Annotated in this window: 11 protein-coding genes; 4 read left to right on the top strand and 7 right to left on the bottom strand. The window is 41.2% G+C overall.

What is annotated here, in order from left to right:
* Window positions 1-402: 402 nt before the first annotated feature.
* Window positions 403-2,910: a S8 family peptidase gene (locus ACYRY3_RS36785; RefSeq protein ID WP_460206668.1), complete on the top strand. Its 2,508-nt coding sequence runs from the start codon at window positions 403-405 to the stop codon at window positions 2,908-2,910.
* Between the two features lie 91 nt (window positions 2,911-3,001).
* On the opposite strand, the gene ACYRY3_RS36780 is transcribed toward ACYRY3_RS36785, so the two are convergent.
* Together ACYRY3_RS36780 and ACYRY3_RS36775 are read right to left on the bottom strand one after the other, a co-directional pair.
* Window positions 3,002-5,800, bottom strand: a complete 2,799-nt coding sequence (locus tag ACYRY3_RS36780; RefSeq protein WP_460206882.1) for a CHAT domain-containing protein — start codon at window positions 5,798-5,800, stop codon at window positions 3,002-3,004.
* Window positions 5,801-5,857: 57 nt separating this feature from the next.
* On the bottom strand, window positions 5,858-7,735 hold the full coding sequence (locus ACYRY3_RS36775; protein WP_460206667.1) for a ShlB/FhaC/HecB family hemolysin secretion/activation protein: 1,878 nt from the start codon (window positions 7,733-7,735) through the stop codon (window positions 5,858-5,860).
* Between the two features lie 349 nt (window positions 7,736-8,084).
* On the opposite strand from ACYRY3_RS36775, the gene ACYRY3_RS36770 reads away from it, so the two are divergent.
* Window positions 8,085-10,187, top strand: coding sequence for a tetratricopeptide repeat protein (locus ACYRY3_RS36770; protein ID WP_460206666.1), 2,103 nt, complete (start codon window positions 8,085-8,087; stop codon window positions 10,185-10,187).
* Window positions 10,188-10,312: 125 nt separating this feature from the next.
* On the opposite strand, the gene ACYRY3_RS36765 is transcribed toward ACYRY3_RS36770, so the two are convergent.
* Together ACYRY3_RS36765 and ACYRY3_RS36760 are read right to left on the bottom strand one after the other, a co-directional pair.
* Window positions 10,313-11,578 (bottom strand): DNA-processing protein DprA, encoded by a 1,266-nt coding sequence (locus ACYRY3_RS36765; protein ID WP_460206665.1) that lies wholly within the window; start codon window positions 11,576-11,578, stop codon window positions 10,313-10,315.
* A 6-nt stretch (window positions 11,579-11,584) separates the two neighbouring features.
* Window positions 11,585-13,708, bottom strand: coding sequence for a RecQ family ATP-dependent DNA helicase (locus ACYRY3_RS36760; RefSeq protein WP_460206664.1), 2,124 nt, complete (start codon window positions 13,706-13,708; stop codon window positions 11,585-11,587).
* Between the two features lie 431 nt (window positions 13,709-14,139).
* Between ACYRY3_RS36760 and ACYRY3_RS36755 the strand changes: the two genes are divergently transcribed.
* A complete protein-coding gene (locus ACYRY3_RS36755; RefSeq protein ID WP_460206663.1) occupies window positions 14,140-14,505 on the top strand; it encodes a hypothetical protein in 366 nt (121 codons plus the stop codon).
* A 97-nt stretch (window positions 14,506-14,602) separates the two neighbouring features.
* Window positions 14,603-17,617 carry an SUMF1/EgtB/PvdO family nonheme iron enzyme gene (locus ACYRY3_RS36750; protein ID WP_460206662.1) on the top strand — a complete coding sequence of 1,005 codons (3,015 nt, stop codon included), beginning with the start codon at window positions 14,603-14,605 and terminating at the stop codon, window positions 17,615-17,617.
* A gap of 530 nt (window positions 17,618-18,147) precedes the next feature.
* On the opposite strand, the gene ACYRY3_RS36745 is transcribed toward ACYRY3_RS36750, so the two are convergent.
* The 3 genes from ACYRY3_RS36745 to ACYRY3_RS36735 form a co-directional block, all read right to left on the bottom strand.
* Complete coding sequence (locus ACYRY3_RS36745) at window positions 18,148-19,437, bottom strand: Glu/Leu/Phe/Val family dehydrogenase (protein ID WP_460206661.1); 1,290 nt, start codon at window positions 19,435-19,437, stop codon at window positions 18,148-18,150.
* A 506-nt stretch (window positions 19,438-19,943) separates the two neighbouring features.
* The gene (locus ACYRY3_RS36740; RefSeq protein WP_460206660.1) at window positions 19,944-22,532 is read right to left on the bottom strand and encodes an ATP-binding protein; all 2,589 of its coding nucleotides are present in this window, start codon (window positions 22,530-22,532) and stop codon (window positions 19,944-19,946) included.
* A 502-nt stretch (window positions 22,533-23,034) separates the two neighbouring features.
* A partial coding sequence (locus tag ACYRY3_RS36735) for a carotenoid oxygenase family protein (RefSeq protein WP_460206659.1) occupies window positions 23,035-23,268 on the bottom strand: 234 nt, incomplete at its 5' end.

Genomic DNA, 23,268 nt, shown 5'->3' with positions numbered 1-23,268 from the left:
ATGATGGGTCTTCTACCTTTGATAAAAGGAAAAAGATAATATGTGGTTTTTATCCCACAACGTCCTAATAATTAGTTTCTACAATCCAAGATGTCCCTAAGTTTTGCAAAAACATAGAGCATTACATAGTGAAAAGCTTGTTGTCACTCAACTTGACTTTTTCAAGTTCTTTAGCTAAAAGCATTCTTTACTCTTGAAACAGCTTTGACGATCGTGTGCATCATGATTTTACGTTTTTGGCTTCATAGACATTGAGATTTTTACTACTGATAAATAGTTTGATTCTCATCTGAAATTGAAGCTCAAACGACGTATAAGTGTAACTGTCGCTTTGGTTTGAATGCAATTTCCGTGCAGAATCTTTGAGGCATTTCTGAAAAATAAATTTGGAAGGAGAATTTTATGGTGGACAACGAGAGTTCCAGCGAAAAGATTTACTACCCAGTTGAAGACAATTACGAACCAGATAATGATGAAAAAAGAGGTGACAAGCTGATTGAGTTGGAACGGAACACATCTCCTATTTCTCGAGACCTGTTAGAACTGTACGAAGAGTTCCAAAGCTATAGTTATGACCAAAGCTATAGTTATGACCAAAGCTATGGTTATGAACCTTTTCGGAGTAGTAATGATTTACTCTTCCTTGATGAAAGCTCCACAAGAGTTTTGATCAAGATTACTAACAGTAACGTAAAGGCTTTATTACCAGCCTTGAAAGAGTTAGGGTTTGATGAGACAGGTTTAGCGCCAGAGCATAACTTAGTTGAAGGCTTTTTGCCAATTAACTCAATTCCCGAGCTGCAGAAGCTAGCAGAACAGCGCTTTTTACAGAATCGCTCCATTCCTGAGGAACAGGGCTTCGCTCAATTTCAAATACAAGATACACAAACACAATTTGTGTTTGATGATGGTGGGGTAAGCCCTTCTTCACATAGCCAAGGAGGTGGAAAGGTAACCAGTCAAGCTGACATCATTCAAGAAGCAAGTCGAGTACGCAGTTCTCTACCTAAAGGTTTTGATGGATCGGGGGTAACAGTTGGTGTTTTAAGTGACAGTTACAACATCTTAGGTACGGCACAAGAGGATATAGACTCTGGCGATTTACCTGCGGATGGGGTGAGGGTATTCCAAGAAGGTGGTATTGCTAAAGAGCAATATACTGACGAAGGGCGAGCCATGTTGCAACTCGTTTATGACTTGGCTCCTGGTTCTGAGCTTGCTTTTTCTTCAGTATTCTTAGGTGAGGTAAATTTTGCCCAGCAAGTTCGCGACCTCGCTTTTGAAAAATACCATGCCGATATTTTGGTAGATGACATTGTATACTTTGATGAACCAATTTTTCAGGATGGCATTATCGCTAAGGCAATTGATGAAGTCGTAACCAAACACGGCGTTGCCTACTTTTCGGCTGCAGGTAACTATAACAGACAAGCATACGAATCCACAAAATTTGCAAGTAGTTCAGATTCTGCTGGTATTATTGCAGGGAATTATCATGATTTTGACCCAGGTCATGGTGTAGACACCCGTCAACTGATTACCCTTGCTCCCAATCAAAAAATTATTCTGACTTTACAGTGGGATGACCCCTTCTATACAGTTAAGGGTGTTGATACGGATCTAGATATTTTTTTACTAGAGCCAGGAACAGGAAATGTAATCGCTAGGTCTGATGATAACAACATTGCCAATCAATTACCTAGCGAAACCTTTTCCTTTACCAACCACAGCCACACCGAGTTGGAAGCTGAAGTCGTAATTCGACTAAATCATGGGACAGAACCAGGACGTATAAAATATATCAACTACGCGCCTGAAGAAGACAAAATTACCTTCAATGAATTTGGCACTGGTAGCTCCACAATTGTTCCTCACGCAGCTGCAGTCAATGCGAGTGCAATAGGGGCAGTTAACTATTTTGACCAAGACAACCCAGCATATTATCCCGGCAAAGATCCAAAAGACTTCTTTACTTCGGTAGGTCCAACAACTATTTTATTTGAACCCAAGGGACAGCGCCTAGAAAAGCCCGAACTCAGGCTAAAGCCAGATCTAGCTGCTATTCAGGGTGTTGACACTACGTTTTTTGGTGAAGACATTGACGGCAATGGTTTCCCTAACTTTTTTGGAACTTCAGCTGCAGCGCCTCATGCGGCGGCGATCGCTGCTTTAGTAAAACAGGCGAATCCCGATTTCACACCAGAGCAAATATACGAGAGACTGAAGTCAACAGCAGAGGATATTTACGTTCCTGGTAGAGACAATGTCACTGGATTTGGTTTAATTGACGCCTACGATGCTGTTTTTGGCCCAGTAGTCGCTGCTTCTCCAAATTTCAGCGATAACTTTGACGATGGAGATCTCCCACGCCGTTACGAAATTGACACTAATGGTGCGGGAAGAATTCGAGTCACTGACAGCGAAGATTCATTAGGTGCGGGACAAGTTGTATTAGACACTTTCTTGAATCCTGCTGTTAGCGAAAAGCTCAATCCTCAAGGTTCGTTGAACGAGTTGATTTTAAACATTAATACAGATGGGGTCTCAAATGCCACTCTCAGCTTTGACCAAAAAGAATTCAACGATGCAGACGATCCCATGCCAGATGCTTTCACTGGCTCAATCAATGCTGATGGTGTAGCTCTGAGTGTGGATGGCAAAGATTGGTATCGCTTAGTTGACTTGACTGGTGTCAATTCAACAAACGAATACAAGACCAATAATGTCAATTTGAGCGAATTCGCTTATAACAGAGGGCTAACTTTAGGTGAGAACGTGCAAATTAAGTTCCAGCAGTTTGGTCATTTTGCCAGTCCTGATGGTGGGTTTGCCTTTGACAATATCTCTGTCACAGATGGCACTTATCAGCCACACCCTGCTGTTTGTTACGAATCGCCAATTTATGTTTAGGCACATCTAACAAATCAACTGTCCCTAGATTGCGGTACGGGCATTCCTGCCCGTCTCGCGTAGAGATGCGCTGTTTGAGGCGTCTCTACAATCACTGCCAATTGCCAACCAGAACAAAAGGTGCCCAATAATGGGGATGCCTATACTCCTTACCCTCAAGGAGAGAGAGTTGTGCGAGACGCAAAGCTTCTGCCTTACCTGTGTTGTTCTTCTTAGCTTGCTCTAGCTGACGGTAAAATTCTGCCATGATATTGGCTGTACTTTTATCTTCAACTCGCCACAGTGTTGCTAATGTACTGCGAGCACCAGCCCGTACCGCAACTCCTGCTAACCCTAAAGCTGCTCGATTGTCGCCAACTGCTGTCTCGCAAGCACTCAAAACTAAGAGTTCAATAGCTCCCTCTTGAGATATGGGGTTGCTCCGCAGCATATTCCCCAACTGTTTGACGTTAATGCGCCTGTCCCAAGACAGAATAAAGGTTTCATCTGCTTTTGAGCTAAATTGACCGTGAGTTGCTAAGTGAACGATAGGAGGGATGCGAAAAGCCGCAACTTGTTGTTGAATTTGTCTGCTTGTAAATTGCTCGTTAAGAAGCAGTCGATCTGATATTCCAACTTTCTGAATCGTTTTTAGCTCTAGTTCTACGTTCCTTAAAGGCTCAAAATCTGATTTAAATTCATCGCTGACTTGGCTCAGCCCTGCAGTGATGGCTCTTAAATTAATTTGTGCAATTCGTTTTGGATTGACAAGCTGCAAAGAAGGGGTGACAGCAATAGCATATTTTTGTACTAAATACTGGTTGCCATCATAAAGCACTGTCATGGGAATATTTCGCAAATTTTCATCTAGCACAAACACTAGAGTTTTAATCTTGCTTTTTGTTAACTCTGTCTCTAATGGTTGAATCAGCCAACCATACAACTTTTTGTAATATTCGTTAGTAAACTGATTGACATCACTGTCAGGGCTTTTTAAAGAACGTTGTATTTGTTCTACCGTTTCCTGAAACTCTTCTGACTTAATAGGCGTTGTATAAAAATTGAGAGTTTTTTGATTGGGTAAACTGAGAATAACGTTTAATTGATTATTGAAGACAATTGTATAAAGAACTGCTGTTGAAGGGTCTACTTCATCAATTTGTCTGGGAATTGATGTGATACAAGCTTCTCTAAAAAAGTTGTTGAGTTCCGCAACTTGCAGAGATTCGATAACATTTCGAGCTTGAATGAGCCGTTCTTTTGTTGCTTCATTTTTCCCTGCTTGTTTTAGAGTAGTAGCATCTCTCAAATCTAACTCAACTAACTCTCGATAGACTGGTTCAACACTATCTCGGAAGGAAAACTGAAATTCTGGGTTGATTGCTACTAAATCATTACGTAGCGACTGAAGAGCATCATAAGCTTTGGTATAAGCGCTAATTGCATCTGGAATATCTCCTTGTGCTTTACGTATCCGTCCCAACTGTTGGAAAAATTGATAGGAAATATCTGGATATTCAAAAGTTGCCCCTAGACTCAAAGCCTGTTTTGTCAATTCTTCAGCTTGAGATAAATTTTGCTTTTTTCCCGACAATTCATACAATTTTCCCCGATTGCCTAAAGCATATGCTTCGGCTCTTGTATCTCCCAAACTTTTAGCTTGTTCGACTGCTCTAACTAAGATTTGGTCAATGTCATCTAAGCTAGTTTGCTGAGAGTTACTCTTGACCACAAAGCTATCTTTTTGAGCTAATTGAATCAGGTTTTGAGCCAGGTTAATTTGCTGATATACTCCGCTATGACTGGGGGGAAGTGTGGTGAGTTGCAGAGAAAGCACGCGCCCAATTTCTTGTGCTTGTTGCAAGCTGTCGGGAGTGTTGAGTTCTAGTAGGAAGCTTAGTAAATTCAGTTGTGCTTGCTGTTTTGTAGATGGTGCTGAGGAAAGCTCGGTTGCTTGTTGGTAAGAATTCAATACTTTTTCTTCATATTTTACTTTTTCACCTACAAGCACTTCTGTTTGATATATATCTCGTGCTGTGTTGCCCAAACTCAAATATATAGCAGCTAATTCTTGGGAATATTTTAATTTTTGAGCTAGGTTTTGGGCAGCTGTCACAAGAATTTCTGATTTCCTGAACTGACCCTCAAATCGCATGACCTCTCCAAGACTTCTGAATGCTATAACCGCAGGTAAAGAAGACTTTTGAGGATTTAATTCTTGAATTTTTTTTGCTAAGTTTTCCGAATCAAGAGCGCCAAAATTTTCACAACCTTGAACTCCAATTTCTTGGCTTAAAACTTCTAACAAAGTATCGCAAGCACGACGATAAAGACCGCTATCTTGCATTGCTTGAGCTTGGTTAACTTTGCTCTGAGAAACCTTTAATGGCTCATGGATTTTACTATATATTTGAGTTGCTTCTTGCCAAGTTTTCAACGCATCTGCTGATTTGCCTCTTTCCTTTTGCAAATATCCCAAAATATCTAAAGTTTGAGCTTGAATTTTAAGTTTTTCCTTTCCTTTTGGCTGGTTTTTTAACAGTGTCAAACTGTCTTCAATGACTTTTGTTGCTCGCTCCCACTGTCCCAATTTTTGATAAGTCAAAGAGAGATTGCTCAACGCCATTGCTTGGTTTAATCCATCTCCTTTACTGGCAAAAAAAGCTGCTGTTTGTTCCCATAGGGCTGCCGCTTCTGCAAATTTTTCATTGCGATAAAGCTGACTTGCCTGGTTAGCTAACTGTTTTCCATCTTGTTGAGCTTGAACAATAATGTTTGGTGCGGGAATTTTAGCAGCAACTACAGGAGAGAGTGATGAGAAGATAAAGAGTAGAACTGCAAGAAAAAGGGAGCGTCTCTTATACACTCTTCTTAGAAAACTTTGTAATTTTTTGCTTAGCCCAGGATGCATTTCCACGTTTTATTCCTCCTGCCAACTGAAGTATGAAATCTAAAGTATTATGAATTGTTAAAAAGGGCTGAAATTGACTGAAAAATAAAAGCCTTTCTCTTGCAAAGTCCTATCTCTATCTCTTGATTCGACATCAGTGAGTGGAACACCGTAATCAAAGCGGGCACTTAATGTATCTCCCATTTGCCATCGCAAACCCACACCAACACCAACTAAAGTATTCGGGCTTCGATTTTCCCTTCCAGAACTATTCCAACCAACACCAAAATCGACAAAAGGCGCAATTTGCAGCAGTCCATCTATATTACGCACTCGCAAAATTGGAATTCTGACTTCAGCAGAAGCTAAAATGCCGTTATCGACCAAAAGCTCATCTTGTCTGTAACCCCTGACGCTTTGCAACCCTCCCAAACCCAGTTGTTCTAAAGGGACTAAAGTTCTTGTTGCTAGCTGGATATCACTACGAAAGACAAAGAGTGTATCTGGAGCTAGCGATCGCACATACTGTCCTTGTCCCCGCCAAGAGAAGAAGCGACTATCGGGGGCTTGAGTTCTAAAAGTGGAGTCAAACCAGCCGACTCCAAGATTAAATTGAGAACGAAGTGCAAGGACTTGTTGCGAACTACGCTGGATGTACTCTTGATAAAACCGCAGTGCTGATACACGGGTTTCTCCATTGTCATCGGCTCCTGGTGATAGGAAGCTAAAGCCTTCTCCCAAAAGTTCCGTACTACTTTGCTCTCGTGACAAGGTAAAACCCAGGGCTAATTCGCGGGTTGGTGTTTGAATGATGGGCTGGCGGAAACCCACATTGATGTAAAAAGAATTTCCTTTGAGATCTATATCATCAAAGGGCGGTTCAATCACCTTGGCGTCTGTAAATCCACCTTGCAAAATGATAGAGCCATTACGGGCATTAACTGGTGCTGTGTAGCTGAGGTCGAGGGTGTTGCTACCATCAGTATTTGAATATGCTGCAAAAAAAGCGTCTCCAAAACCAAAGACATTGCCTTCACTGATGCTGATTCCCCGTCGGAAACTCCCTACACTGGGGGTACGACCATTATCGACAAATAATTCTGTTCTAAAGGAGTCTGCTTCTACGACATTAACTTTTAAGACGCTCTCTTCCGGACGCGAACCAGTAGACAGTTCAGCCGAGAGATTATCAATTAAAGGGTTTAGTTGTAACAGTTGCAGTGCTTTTAGCAGGCGATTTCTATTTAAAGGTCTGGAGATCCCAAGTTTGATGCGACTGCGGATATAACCGGGGTTTAAGCGACGCGTCCCCGTAACCTGGATTGTTTCTACTCCACCTTCAACAATCTGAACTTTAACGATCGCTCCTTTTGGGTCTAGTTCTTGTCCAATGGCGATGACAGCACCAGAATTGACATACCCTGCATCAGTGTAAAGCTTTGTAATTTCAGTTTCTACTTGTAGTAGTTGAGAAAAGGTAAGGTCTTTATTCAAGAATTTTTCTGTAATCTTTGTTAAGCGATCGTCACTAAATACTGTATTGCCTTCAAACTCAAATCTTTTAACGCTGATACTTCTAGGGCTTCCTGGGGTTTCCTCCACTTGGGGAGGAGTTGTCGGTATTGTCTCCAGTGGGGTTTCCGGAATAGGCTGTGGAACCGGAACTGGCTGCTCCGGTTTGGGAGGCAGTGGAGCGGGAAGTATAGAATCTGGTACACTGGGTCGAGGAATTTCGGTAGGATTTTGAACTTGAGATAAAATAATAGGCAATACTCTATCTTTTGCTGTAAAATCCAGTATCTGAGATTCAGGAGGAGGTAAATTTTCAGGGCTCAAACCTTCATTAGGCGAGCTTTCAGCCAAGACTTTGTACGCACATGAGGAGATTGCTACCTCAAGTATGAATGAAACAGCTAGATTGAGTTTCAAGACACCGAGCTGTCTGCTCACAATCATGGTACTAGCCACTCCTCTGTAAAAGTTTTGTTGTAAAAGGCGTTTTCTATAGTTTGCTGTCCGAGAACAATTCATCTATCTTAAGGATTATTTATCACATATTGTTCTTCTAAGTCACTAAAATAATAATTAGTTTTGCTAATTAAAAATTTTGAAAAGAATACTCAAATCATGGCTTATCTCATCAAAATCAGCTAAGATTTACATCTTAATTGTTAAGTAAAGTTAAAATATTTTGTTACACAGTCCTTTATATGCGATCGCCCACAACCAATCATGAACATCTCTCTTTCCTAGCCCCTAACCCCCGATTACTGACCCCTATATTCAAGCCAGCTAAGTATAGAAAATGACAAAGCAAACGGAAGGGTTAATCGTTGGACGATATCAGATTGTTAGAGAAATAGCAAGAGGAGGCTTTGGTGTCACATATCTTGCTCAAGATACTCTGTTATCCAATGCTGCTTGCGTTATTAAGAAGCTTAACCCCCAAAGCGCTGATATTGAGACAGCAAAAATATTATTTCAAAGAGAAGCACATGTTCTCAACTATTTACAACAAAATCAACAAATCCCAAAGTTTCTTAATTATTTTGAAGAAGGTGACAATTACTACTTAGTCCAAGAACATATCCAAGGGAAATCTTTAGATAAATTACTGGATCGTCGATGGTCAAAAGAAAAAGTTATTCATTTTTTACAGGAAATTTTACTTATTTTAAAGTATCTTCACCAAATTAATATTATTCATCGTGATATCAAGCCCTCTAACGTTATCAGAAGAGACGAAGACCAAAGATTTATTTTAATTGATTTTGGCTCTGTCAAACAATTAGATCCAAAATACTTATCTTCAAACGCTGCACAGACTGTTCCGACTCATACCATGATTGGAACTCCTGGGTATGCTCCTGTAGAACAAATGGACGGAAGACCAAGCTTTAAGAGTGATATTTATGGCTTGGGTATGACAGCAATTCATTTGTTTACGGGAATACACCCCAGGGACTTAAAACGGGATCGAGAAGATAATGTGATATTTCCTAAAGGCATTGATGCTGATAGCAGGCTATGTCAAATTTTAACAAAAATGGTGTATTTCAGTACGGAACGTCGCTACCAATCAGTAGACGAAGTGATCGAGCACGTCAATGAAATCACAATCCAACAAAATGGAGTCGTCAGAAACTGGACTGGAAATTTAGCAGCAACCAGAATTGAACCACCATTATCATTATCTCAACCGGATCGAACGCTAGCACCTCAACAAATATCATTTAAGTCTTCATACATTCCGATTGGATTTGCAGCAATTAGTCTGATGGTTGTTGGTCTTGAGTTCTTGATATCTCCAACCATCCGACCTGCGTATTATTTGTATCAAGGAGATAATTTAATTAAATCGCTCAAGCCAGAAGCAGCAAGCGAACAATTTCAAAACTACATCGATCTTAAACCAAATTCTAGTGAGGGATGGAGAGGAAAAGGAGACGCTTTGATGATTTTAGGGCGCTATTCCAGTGCTTTAGCTTTTTATCAAAAAGCCCTTTCCCTCGAACCTAAGAACTTAAAATCGTTAAATAATAAAGGTAGAGCATTATATAAATTAGGTTTAGCTAAAGACGCTTTAGAGACTTATGAAAGTGTATTAAAACTTAACCCTGTTAGCGACGATCTTGCTGAAGCTTGGAGTGGGAAGGGCATAGCTCATATAGGTTTGCAACAGTATGAAGAAGCATCAAAAGCCTTTGAAAAATTAAAGCAAATTAGGCCAGATAAACCAAATGTTTGGTATGAAACTGGGCTAGCAGTGGAACAATTACAAGGACCTCAAGCTGCTAAAGTCTACTATAGAGAGGCACTGGATGGTTACGAAGCTTTTCTAAAAAGAAATAGTAGAGATCCAATCTCATGGACTGTAAAGGGAGATACTCTACAAAAGTTGCATCGCTATGAAGAAGCCCTTGTATCATATGAAGAAGCGCTTAAAATCGATGAAAATTTTTATGAAGCTCTATTAGGTAAAGGCATTGTACTTTTGACTTTACAAAAACCGCAAGATGCATTTTGGTCTTTAGATCGAGCTAGTAAAATCCGCCCGCAGCAAAATCCTCAAGTTTGGTATACGCGAGGGCTGTTGCTGACTCGCGAATTTGGAAAGCATGAAGACGCTATACAATCCTTTGAACAAGCGATTAAGTTAGATAACCAATCTTATGCAGCTTGGCAGGGCAAAGGATTAGCACTATCCGAACTCAAACGCTATGAAGCAGCTTTGGAAGCATTGAACAAAGCTAGAGACCTTGCACCGAAGAATGCTTTGATATGGGCTAATATATGGTCTGTGTTGCAAGAGATGGGAAAAAGTCAAGAAGCAGAGGAAGCATATCAAAAGGCTATTGAACTGGGTTTTCCTGCTGAAGAATTGGAAAAATCACGAAAACAAAGTTAACTGCTGACGAACGCAAACATCGCATACTGGCAGTTGATACTGATTTAGCTGTAAAAGAACAAGAGCTTCCTGATAATTAAGAAATTGTGGATTCGTATATAACGGGTCTTTTGTCAACTTTTACACTAGCGATTTGGATCGCACTTTTCATCAAATGGTATGACAAGTTGGTTAACTGCAACATAAGCACTCGGCTTGTTGATTTTTCTTACCCTACCCTCCATAACAGCTTTATTTAACCAATCTTGCATCTGCGATTGTCGAACATTCAAGGATTCTGCAAGAGATTTTGCATCTTTTGGTTGTTGTAGGCGATCGAGGATAAATGGCAAAACAGCTTCATATATAATATCTTTTGTATTATCTTGAATTCCTTGAGGTTCAGTATTCGCAGTTGGTTGAGGTGTCGTTATAGCCTCTGTCACCTCTACTGATTCATTTTTAGATGCAGCTGCTGCTAAAAGTTCTCTTAATGGAGCATTCCAAGGTTCATGTGGAAAAGGTTTTGCCCCTTGTTCATAAAGCTGACGATTTCCTTCTAAGACATTTGAGTCCATCCGCACAAAAACGGGGATATCCCTAAATCGTTGCAAAACTTCCACCGCCCCAGCCCAAGTACCGCCCTTACCCACTGACGAACTGACAACAAGACCATAGTCTGCTAGAGCATAAATATACTTATTTCGACCCATTGCATGACCAATATTGAACCCAGCATCTGGATCGTAACTGGAAACCAAAGCGAGTCTACCCTCTTTGATACTGGAACGATACTTTCCATCAACGGACGCCTTTGTCAAACTATCTGCTAACACGCCGACAGATGTGCCCCCTGCTTCTAGCACACCTAACATCGCTGTTCGATCTACTCCACGCGCCCCACCAGAGATAACTTGCAAGTTACTAGCACAGCAAGTTTGTGCAACTCTATGAGTATAGCTAAGACTTTCTTCGTCCACATCACGAGAACCAACAATTGCCAGTCCTCCCATTGAAAGCAATTCGATATTACCAACTCCATAGAGAATTGGCGGTGCGGAAAGTCTCAACACTTGCTTGAGACGTCTGGGATAGTTGGTGTCACCTCTTCCCAAAACCCACAGCCCCTGATTTGTCCACTTTTCTACTGCTAAACTCAGCATTCCACCCCTCTGCAGCAAGGCTAGTAACCTGTTAGGGTCAAGTTTGCTGTCATGGATTTTTTCTAAAACTTCTTGTGCTGTCGGTTCGAGTAAATCTGCTGGACGCATCTGATTTTCTCGCAACCAGTCCGCTAAAGAGTTATACTCACTGAGGGTTAGAGGTTGGGGTTCAAGTTGACGATTTTGTCCAAAGCTAGCACATAACAATAAGATGGCTTGAGTATCTGGCGGTAGCACGTGATTTGACATGGTTTTCTAATCACCTTGACTGAACGTATTGAGGGCTAGTGCTACAGGAAAAACTGCCCCACTTCCAGCACGACGTAAAAGTGCTGCAATGACAGTGAAAGTCCAACGGGAATTGACCATATCATCGACCAAAAAAACAGAACCACTGATTCCTTGCCAAGGGTGAACTGCAAAAGCACCATCTAAATTCCTAGCTTGTTGGTAACTGTTGCTCATCTGTTTTTGCAACTGGGTTGGGCGAATTTTCTGCACGACTGGCATAAAAGGTATACCTAATTTTTCAGCCAGTCTTTGAGCAAAGTTCGGTACAAGCCCTGGACGATTCAAAGAGGGAACACACGTCACCCAAGTTGGAAAGGGTTGGGGTTGCCAGCGTTGAATCATTTCAAAAGCACCTTGCACCAGTTTATCGTCAAAATAATTATTCTGATATTTCCCGTGTTTAACTAGCTCTCCCCAACCTGAATCACCCCATAAAGACAATGCTCTTCCTTCCTCTAATCTTAAATTATCTTTAATTTTTCCAGAAAAACCATAGGTTGGAAACGCTTGTGAAACCCAGGTTTTACGTGGTTCAATAATTTGGTCGCTACGACGCAAATACTGAATAGCTTGATTCACAACCTCAATAGAATAGGTTTCTGGTAATAAAGGTTGACCCATGCATACAGCGCATCTACCACAAGCAGTCGGATTTGGATCGTCTAACTCGGCTGCAAGAAAAGACATCAAACATTGTTGGCTTTGCATATATGCCAACATTTGAGCTTGTTCTTGACGGCGAATTTGTGTTAATTTTCTTATCTTATCTTCATCAGGCTGATAATTTATCGGTGTTGCATACCATTTTGAATCTTTTTTAATGACTGGTGCAGGAGATTCTAGAGACAGCAGTTTTAACACTTTATCAATTTGACCTTTAGAAAGATTGAGTTGCTGTTCCATCTGAGGAACAGAAAGACCATCATCAGCTTGATTGAGAACGTTTAAAACCTGTTGGGTATGAACTTGTGGAGGAAAAGCCGTACTGATAAAGTAGTTGGTAATTTCATCGTCTTCATCCCCACTCAAAAGAATTCCATAAGCTTTTTCTACTGCTCTCCCTGCTCGTCCTACCTGCTGGTAATAATGTACGACAGAACCGGGGCGTTGATAATGAATGACAAATCCTAAATCTGGTTTATCAAAACCCATTCCTAAGGCAGTTGTTGCTACCAATGCTTTTATTTCATTTTTTAGTAGCTGCTCTTCTAATGCTACACGCAAAGAATTTTCGATATCGCTATGGTATGCCTTGGCGTTAATACCCTGTGTTTGTAACCAACCAGCAACTCTATCAGCATCTTTTACTGTTAATGTATAGATAATCCCACTTCCCGGTATTTTAGGAAGTTGCTCCGCTAACCATGCCATTCGTGCTGCTGGGTTGGGGATAGAAATATTTTGTAATCGTAAACTTTTTCTCGTTAAAGCACCTCTTTGTACGCGCAAATTTACCCCAAGCTGAGCAATAATATCGTTTACCACCCGATTATTAGCTGTAGCAGTGGTAGCAAGGGCTGGAATATTTGAAGGAAGCCCTTGTAGAACTCTTACAATCCGCCGATAATCAGGTCGAAAATCATGTCCCCAATCAGAAATACAGTGAGCTTCATCAATCACAAAGAAACCGATTCGTTGAGAGACGGGTAAAAGAATTTTTTCTCGAAATTCATCATTAGCTAATCTTTCGGGAGAAAGGAGCAGAAGATCTACTTTTCCTGCTAACAATTGGTTTTGGACAATTTCCCATTCTTCTGTATTGCTGGAGTTAATTGTCGCTGCGTTGAGACCAATACGTTGGGCTGCTGTGATTTGGTTCCGCATTAAAGCGAGTAATGGTGAAATCAACAGCGTACAACCAGCACCTTGGTCTCGAAGCAGGCGAGTCGCTAGAAAATAAACTATGCTTTTGCCCCAACCCGTGCGTTGAACAACCAGTAAACGCGATGTCTTGGCTTCTCCCTGGGAGTTTCGCCTCTCGACTATCTCTTCAATTGCTTCCCACTGACCGGTGCGAAACTCAGCGGTTGGATTATCAAGCGCCTGACGGAGAAGCAACAGTGCTCTTTCTTTATATTTAGTTGCCATAAACACTCAGTATTTTGTGACTGCTTCTGTTTTAGCACTGGAAACAACTATTACCAAGATATTTTAAGTAATTTTTTTTACTGCTTTACTGAAATGGAGTTATACCGTTTCATGAAAAGGATAATACAAATCGATAATGTAGAGACTAGCCATGCTTAGTCTTTATTCATATGTATCGCATTAAAATTGGATTAACAATTTAAATATGACCATTGAAACACTTAGGGCGTTTGCGATCTGCCCTCCGGGCAGGAGCGAAGCTATCGCAGTTGTTAATGACCAGCTAAATCGCAGACACAGCGCTCAAAGACTATGTTGTTAATACTAGCGTGGTTGTTCTATGCTACGAGGGGATACCCTCCATATCCGTGAGCAGCATCTTATTGCTTTTGTTAACTCGTAAGTCTTAAATAAAATTTTTAGAGGTGTAAATGAGTGACATTCCTTTCTTTAGTATAGTTATTTCATCCGAACTACCCTTAGATGAAATAAAGTCTTTAGAAACATCACTATCTCTAAATTCAATCAAGGTACAGAAGTCACAAAGCCGCGTGGTAGGTGTAGACGACATTATTTTTGTCGCTACAGTCGTTTCAGCGGTGTCAGCAACAGCGCAGTTGATAGATTACAGTATCAAAGCGGCTAAAGCAATTAATAATTGGCGGCGAGAATTGCGAGAAAAAGGGAGAGAACCAAAAGGCAAGTTAGAACACCCAAACCTTCCAGATATTGACTTAAACACTGCAACAGACGAAGAAATAGAAGCGTGGTTTAAAACACTAGTACAGAAAGGCTGAAGTATGAAGGATAAAGGATAAAATTAAAAGGCTTCCAGTGTAAACCTTAGAGCAATTTACACTGGTCGCTTTGTTTGCGCCGACTTGTACTAGAAACATGGTTGTCTCAAAAGAAGCTGTAAAAATCCCTTTTAAGCCTGGGGTAGAACAACTCCCCGAACAAGGTAATTCCTTCAGCAATCAAATTCTCATCTTGTTTTCAGCCCCTCTACTTGATGAAGACTTATCACCTGTAGAAAATTTATATATCCAAAAAGAAATTGATGAAATTGCTTCAGTGTTAGAGGATATATCTCATCCTATAACAGTGGAAATAGTAGTTAAAGTAGCCACATCACAAACTTTACAAGATGTGTTATCTAGTCGCGTCAAACCACTGATTATTCATTTTATTGGTCATGGGACGAGAGAGGGTGATAGTACAGCCCTAGTGTTAGAAGATGACGTAGGGATGACTCGTTCTTTTAGTGAAGAAGAGTTAGAAATCGCCTTATCAAATCAGCAGCAAGCGCCCTGTCAATTAGCATTATTGAATGCCTGTCATTCAGAAAAGTTAGCTCAAGCTTTTGTCAAAGCAGGCGTATCTCATGTCATTGCGGTAAATGCTGAAGATAAAATTTTAGATGTTGCAGCTCGATGTTTCTCCCGACGCCTTTATCAGGCATTATTTAATGAAGATTCAATTGCTAATGCTTTTTTAGTGAGTCGTAATGCAGTTAAACTTGATGATAAATTAAGAAAAATCTTTAACTCGCAGACTTTCCAGCAAGGAGTTAATTTTGATGAAGCCTTTAAATTTCAATTACTCCCCCAAGTTCCCCACAATCAATCGCTGATTATAGAACCAGCCAATTCTCATCAAATTATCTATCCCCAGTGGTCAAATACAAATATTCCCCGTAACGACCCAAACTTTGTAGGACGCAGACAAGAAATACATCAGGTAATTAAAGTTCTAGTAGAGTCCGATCGACGTTGTATTGCTCTACATGGTATGGGAGGTATAGGTAAAACTGCCTTAGCTTATGCCATTGGTCAGTGGTTACACGAGCGCTTGCGCTATAAGGATGGAGTTTGGTTTATTAGTTTGCGCGATACTGATTCTGTAGGAACGCTAATTACCAAAGTCAAACAGAGTTTTGAATTCATGAGTTTTGCTTTAGAAAAAGAGTTAAGGAATCGTCGATTGTTTTTGATTCTCGATGATTTGGATAGATTGATTCAAAGAGAACCCAACGAACTCATTGACCTTTTAAACTCGCTCATAGAACAATGTCCTCATTTAAGACTGTTGTTAACTTCTCGTGATTCTCTGGCTGGGGATATTCGTGATTGCCATCAAGAAGAAGTTTGCAGCATGGGAGCATCAGAAACAATAGAGATATTTAGAAAGTATGCTCCCCCACAAGTACAATGGGGGAATAATGATGATTTGCTAGAAGACTTTAATCTTTTAGTCAAGTTTCTTGATGGCTATCCCTTACCCATTAAACTCGCAGCATCTTATATGGTAGAAACTAAATCTACTCTGAAGATGCTACGTGAAGACTTGATAGATGAACCACTGGACGTTCTTGAATCTTATTCTCCTGAAGAAAGAAAAGAAAGAAGTCTGCGGATAACTTTAGAGCGTTCCTTTGAGATACTCTCGGTAGAGGGGAAAGATATATTTCCTTTATTGGCTTTCTTTCCTAGTGGGTTGAGTCGGGATTTAGCTAGAGCTATTTGGGGAAGAAGTGGGAATAAAGCTGTGTTAGAATTATTTAAGTTTTCTATGGCAGAAAACTCTTCTACTGCATCTGATTGGAGGGTCACTTTACCCGAACCTGCCCGTAGTTATGCAGAAAGTAAATTGCAGACAGGAAGAGGAATTGACTATCTTGCTCCTCAAGTTTTGGATTTTTATAATGGCAATTTCTGTGACACGGTTCTCAAGCTTTTTGGCAATGGAGATGATAATAAGGGACGGCAGTTGCTTCTTCAAGAAAACTCAAATTTAATTTTGTTTCTCCAATGGGGTTACAAGCAGGAAATGAGTGCTGATAAAATCTGTCGCAGTGCCAGGGTAACAGCTTCATTAAGTCCCTACTGGCGTTGGATTGAAGCAAATCAAGACCTTTTAGTAAGACTGGATTTAGCTTTAGTAGCAGCCCAAAGAAATCAGGATTTAGAGGGAGAAAATTTAGTGAGAAAGGCGATCGCTGCTTTGGCTTCTAGAGAAGAATTTAAGGATATTCGATCTTTGGGAAAAGACAATGATGAGCTAAAGTCTTTTGATTTTGAAACTGTCAGAGTTAATCATCGTGGCGAAATCATCAACCGGGAAAGCAAACAAGCCCAATACTTTCAGGAACATTTGGGTGAAGGTATCACCTTAGAAATGGTCTTTATTCCTGGTAATACATTTATGATGGGTTCACCAAAAGGGGAAGGAGATAGCTCACAAAGACCTCAGCATCAAGTAACGATTCCGCCCTTCTTCATGGGTCAGTACCCAGTAACACAAGCACAATGGAAAGTCGTAGCCAAACTACCCAAAGTTAACCGCGATTTAGAAGCAGATCCATCTTACTTTAAAAATGATAATCGCCCTGTAGAGAGAGTGTCTTGGTACGATGTAGTTGAGTTTTGCGATCGCCTCTCTCAATATACAGGTAAAAGCTACCGTCTACCCAGTGAAGCTGAATGGGAATATGCAGCTCGTGCAGAAACTACCACCCCTTTCCACTTTGGCGAAACAATAACTTCCGATTTGGTTAATTATAACGCCAACTACACTTATGGTGAGGGTGTAAAGGGAACTTATCGTGGGGAAACAACGCCAGTAGGTAGCTTTGGTGTAGCAAATGCCTTTGGACTATACGATATGCACGGGAATGTATGGGAGTGGTGTGCTGACCATTGGCATAGGAATTATGAAGGAGCACCCGTTGATGGAAGTGCTTGGTTAAATAAAAATTATAATGATAATAGGGGAAGGTTGCTGCGTGGTGGTTCCTGGGACTACGTTCCCGCTCTCTGCCGCTCGGCGTATCGTTACTACGGCGATGCGGTCTTCAGGCTCAACGTCATTGGTTTTCGTGTTAGGTGTGCTGCTGCGTGGACTCAGTAGTACTTTATACTCTTATCCTCTTGCCCTTTTTTCTTTATTCTTTTTCCTTTATTACAGCGAGCGAAGCGAGCCGAAAAAATTTTTTTTGAAAATGGACGAGCTACCAATTATACAAAGAACTTATGATTTGATGAAATGGTAGTACCAATTTTCAACCGTCTCCCGCAAGATCGTAAATTTATGTTAGGAGATAGAATAATTGGTGGATTGTACAATCTGCTAAATAATTTAATTGAGGTTAAGTACGCTTCCAACAAAAGATTATTTGGCAGGATTGAGATTGAAAATACATCCAGTCAAAAATCAATTATTTGAAACACGACGCGGTGTTAATTTTTTGAGGTTTCCGGTTTTAAGCGATCGCATTAGAATTAGAACAGAAACCTTATATTTTGTACCTTGTCTTCATTTTAGGTTATTTAAAGACGCGCCATGGCGCGTCTCTACAAAAAACGAGGCTGTTGATGATTTCTGTACCGATGCTCTAGGCATTCTGATTTCAGACCTATTTTGCCTACATCACAAGACTTTTAAGGATACAAACCCCGGTCATGAAGTGCTTGAGCAACGCGACCAACGCCTAGAGTATAAGCCGCCAAACGCAGAGGTATTTGCCGCAGTTCAGATTGTTGCATAACTTGACGGTAAGCTTGCACCATGAGGAATTCCAATTCCTTATTGACTCGATCTTCATCCCAGAACACGTAAGAAAGACCTTGCACCCACTCCAGATAACTGACAACAACACCGCCAGCATTTGCCAAGATATCTGGTAGCACCATGATGCCTTTAGCTTCTAAAATCTGGTTTGCTTCAAGTGTTACCGGGCCATTAGCTGCTTCTGCAACAATTCTTGCCTCTATTTCATTCGCATTTTTCTCTGTTATCTGGTTCTCTAAAGCTGCTGGAACTAAGACATCACAAGGCAAAGTCAACAATTCAGCATTGCTGATTGGAACTGAGTCAGGGAATCCAACAATACCCTTGTGGTTCTCGGCTGCATAGGCTTTTAATGCAGGGATATCCAGACCAATATCTGAATAGACTCCTCCAGAACCAGTTGAGACAGCAATAATCTTTGCTCCTGCTTGGTGCATCAATAAAGCTGCTGCTGCACCCACATTTCCAAAACCTTGAATCGCTACTCGCGCTCCTGCCAGCGATTTACCTATATCTGCTAGAGCCTCGCGTACAACAATCATTGTACCGCGCCCGGTTGCCATTTCCCTTCCCCGCGAACCACCTATGGAAATAGGTTTACCAGTCACAACTCCCGGTACGGCATGACCCACATTCATAGAATAGGTGTCCATCATCCAAGCCATCTCACGGGCAGAAGTCCCCATATCGGGTGCTGGTATGTCTTCTGAAGGTCCGATATCTTTAATTAACTCAGTTGTATAACGACGGGTAATTCTTTCTAGTTCGCTAACACTGTAGCGTTTTGGATCTATAGCAATACCTCCTTTAGCACCGCCGTAAGGCAGTCCAACCAACGCACACTTCCAAGTCATAAGCATTGCTAGTGCTGAAACTTCTTGTAGTGTGACTGCTGGATGGTAGCGAGTACCGCCTTTATAGGGTCCTAAGATATCGCAATGCTGTACGCGATGCCCAGCCAGAACTTCTACTTCTCCATTGTCCCGCTTGACAGGGATAGACACCGTAATCACTTTGCGTGGGTGCGCGAGTATTTCTAATAGACCCCGATCCAAATTTAATTCTTTTGCTGCTTGTTCCAGATAGCTACAGGCTTGATCGAACGGGCAAATATGCGCTGGAGAGGCAGCCTCCAACGGTCTTAGAGAAGAGGAAATCATAAATGTTTCTCCTAATAGCGGTATTTCCGCTAACAAGATGGTTTGTTAGTTCCTGAATCAACACTCATACAGTCAAATCGCCTAATGTTTCCACTCTTTTCGTCGGCTATTTGCAACAACAACGATTGGATTGGGACGTTATTCCAACCAAGCGGACAAAAAAGCACACATTCATCTCAACTGCTTTCAACCTTTCTTGGTTGCTGCAGAGAGGAGTAGGAGTTATCTAGCAGTACATCCTCCAAGACACAACATCACTGTTTAAGCGCGTCTGTGTTACAAGTGGTACCGAACTGTACTGGTAGAAATTGGTTTGTCAAGATTTGACCATATTTGATGGAACTATGATTAGCGTAGCCTCTTTTCTAGAAAAAATATAAATTTGGTAAATTTCGTTACAATTTACTTTGATCCCTTGTGCTTTGAAGTTGAGAAGAGGAGTTTTTGGGTAGTTTGTTAAAGCCCTGAGAGCAATGTGCCAATTCCATTGAAAATTACTGTTGGCTCTATTCTGTTAAATTTCTTAAAACAACACTAAAGGTTGTCCAACCCCCACGGCTTTCGACCCGAAGTTCTCCCTCTAATTGCTCAACCAACCTTTGGACTAGTGCTAACCCCAATCCGGTACCACCTTGTCTCAAAGGATCTGCACCGGGAACACGATAAAACTTTTCAAAAATACGAGGTAATTCAGCAGTCGGGATTTCTGCTTGATTGCTCACCTCAAAGTCAATCGTTGGTAAAAAGTTTTGATTTGTGTTAAGCGATCTAATATGCTGCCTAATACTGAAACGAATCTGACCGCCAGATGCGGTGTACTTACAGGCATTGTTTAGCAATTCTGCCAAAACTCGTCCCAGGCTAGTGCAATCTGACACGAGGGACGGAGTTTCGGGCGGCAGGTCAACAGTAAGAATTTGTTGGCGCTGTTGAATCCGCGATAGAAACGGTTCGATAACGCTGGGTATCCAATACTGTAAAATTATCTTCTCAGGATATACCGTATAACGATCGGCTTCTAATCGCTGTAAATCAAGTAAGTCATTGATAAAAGCTAATTCTTTAGCACATTCTGTTTCCAAGATGTCTAAATACTTCTGATGTTCTTTGGAAGTAGGGTACATCTTCAAAATTTGAATTGCCATACTCATGTTAGCAATTGGTGTACGGAGTTCGTGAGATACAGTGTTTAAGAAGTCATCTTTAAGTTGATGTAGGTTTTTGAGATTTTCCACCTGGGTTTGTGCCCCTTGGTAAAGCCGAGCTTGCCGAATGGCGATCGCACACTGATTTGCCACCTGCTGCACTAACCGAATTTCTAGCTCATTGTAGATACAACTTGGTTGTCTAAATAACCATATATCAGCCAAAACACCTTGGTCATCAAAAATAGGACAGGCAAGAACCGCAGCCAATGGACGCTCGAACTTCGGAATCAACAGACAAAATTGCAAACACTGCTTCTGCAACAGGGAGTGATGAATACCAGGATAATCTTCTAATTGAAACACAGAACCTCGGCTTGCAGGCCAGTGGGGCTGTGCATACTCGTAATCAATGACTAACGTTTTTTGCTCCAAGTCGTACAAAGCAGCTGTACAACATTTAGCAGCAAGTACGCGAGTTAATTCCTGCACAACAGTTTGTAGAATTTGTGCTTCATCCAAACTGTCACGGACTTTATCCGTAACTCGTTTCAACATAGCTTCAAAGTCAAATGCTTGCTGCAGCTGCAATGTCCGTTCCTGTAGCTCAGATGTTCTCGAAGCCACCCGAACTTCTAGCTGTTCATTTGCCTGTTCAAGTGCGGTAAAGGATGCTTGCAATTGACCAGCCATTCGATTGTGAGCTTGAGCTAAAACTCGTAATTCGTGAATACCCTCTACTGCAACAGTTTGGTCTAACCTACCATCAGCAATGTCCTTAGACGCAGAAACCAAGCGGAGAATGGGTTGAGTAATCCAACGAGAGGTCATCACTCCTACGAGTGTAGCAGCTATTAGCGCTCCCAAACATAGTAAAATGGTGGTTCGCGTGTTAGCTTCGATGTGTTCCATGAAATCAGCTTCCGGAACCACTACAACAATCACCCAGTCCAGCCCATAGCTGTCTGTCAATGGCATGACTTGTATAAACTGCTGCTTGCCATCGATTTTAAAGTCCAGTTGCTGGCTGCGATTGATGTTTTTAAAAGTACCAAAATGTTCCTTTACGTACTGTGCTGTCAGACGAGTGATAGGATTGCTACTAGCAGTTGCAGCAAGCCGGCTCCGCCTCTGCTTCCCTCCCTCCTGGCTTAGGGTGAAAGGTTGCTTAGTTGTTGAACTCCCTACCAAGTTTCCAGAACGTTCGATAATAAATGTCTGCCCAGAGCGACCAATTTTCAAACTATGTAAAAAGTCGCTTATTTTTGCGAGAGATAGCGTTGCATTTGTAGCTCCAACCAAAGTTCCTGTTTTGTCGTACAAAGGTCGGGTTGCACTGATTGCCAGCCCTAACGAAGAGAAATATGGGTAAATTTCAGTCCAAGTAGCTCTACCTGCTTTTACGGCTTGTGTGTACCACGGGCGAATACGAGGGTCGAAGGTTTTGTTGACTCGAATTAATTTCACCCGATTCCCTTTGTCATCAGTCGTATAGGTATGGTAATTCCCTTTAGTTGATTCGTCTATGACCCGAATCACAAGTGAACCATCATTAAGGCGATCGACTGAATGAATTTTTCCCTCCTTACTTCCAACAGCGATGGGACTTAGGGAATTAAATAATTGCATTTGGAGCCAGAAATGGCGTTCTAAACTCTTTGCATCTTTTAAATCCAACTCACCAAGACGGATAGCATCGGCGTTAATTTGAGTCACAAGTGGAGGTATCCCCATGTATTCGCTAACATATTGATGAATTCGAGTTGTTACTTCATTTCTGAACTGAGTAGCAACCTCATTGACGGCTTTCTGACCATTTCTTAACGAAAAGTAAGCTGTGAATCCAACAGCAGCAGAGATTTGGAGGATAAAGGGTACTATGAGGGCTACACGGAGTGGAACCCTTAATAAACTTTGAGAAATCGGACGCAAAAAATTCTGCAATGGCATCTATATATTACTAACTCCTGCAAATCAGGAGGATTATGTTGCAAGGAATTTTAAACACTGTTTCCTAGCGACATAACTATAATCTTAACGATAATCTTCATTAAAAAATTCTTGTTTTTTGTGTAAGTAAGTTGGCGTGAATAAACAGAAATATGTTACAAAATGTAAATGCATCTGAAACCTTTACTAATGACCAATGACAAATGACTAGGGACGACCCTAACTAATTTCGTTTTTTCTTACTGACCTACTTAGCGTTCTAGATTTCTTACACAAAGCTGCAAAGTTTCTAAGAGAAGCTGTAGGGCTTTGCCTGTGGCGCTAAACAAATTAAATCTCTCCTTCGAGACCTTTTACTAAGTTTTTTGTCGATAATTTTTTGTCAAATTGGCGATGATACTTTGCCCTCTACCGATGCTTGGGAGGGCTGATAAAAAAAACACTAGTAGGGATACTAGTGCTTTAATAATGATTTTGAGTATAAAATTGTTATCTCAATAAATTAGAGAAAACACTCAGAAACAAAGTTACCATGCAAGCCATAAGGCACATGATGCTTGAGATGTAACCTTGCTATGGGTCCCCGTTCAAAGTCTTTGGCATTCAAGATAACCACATCTGAACGATGGTCGGTAGAGTCATAAACTAAAGCCAGTACCCAGCCATCATCTTCTCGTTGAGAACCAGGACGCGGGACAAAAATCGGTTCGCTGGCAAAACCACGAGGTGCCGCACT

This window comes from Scytonema sp. NUACC21, assembly GCF_054684315.1.
Note: the sequence above shows the minus strand (reverse complement) of the source record. Positions and strands in the feature narration are given on the sequence as shown.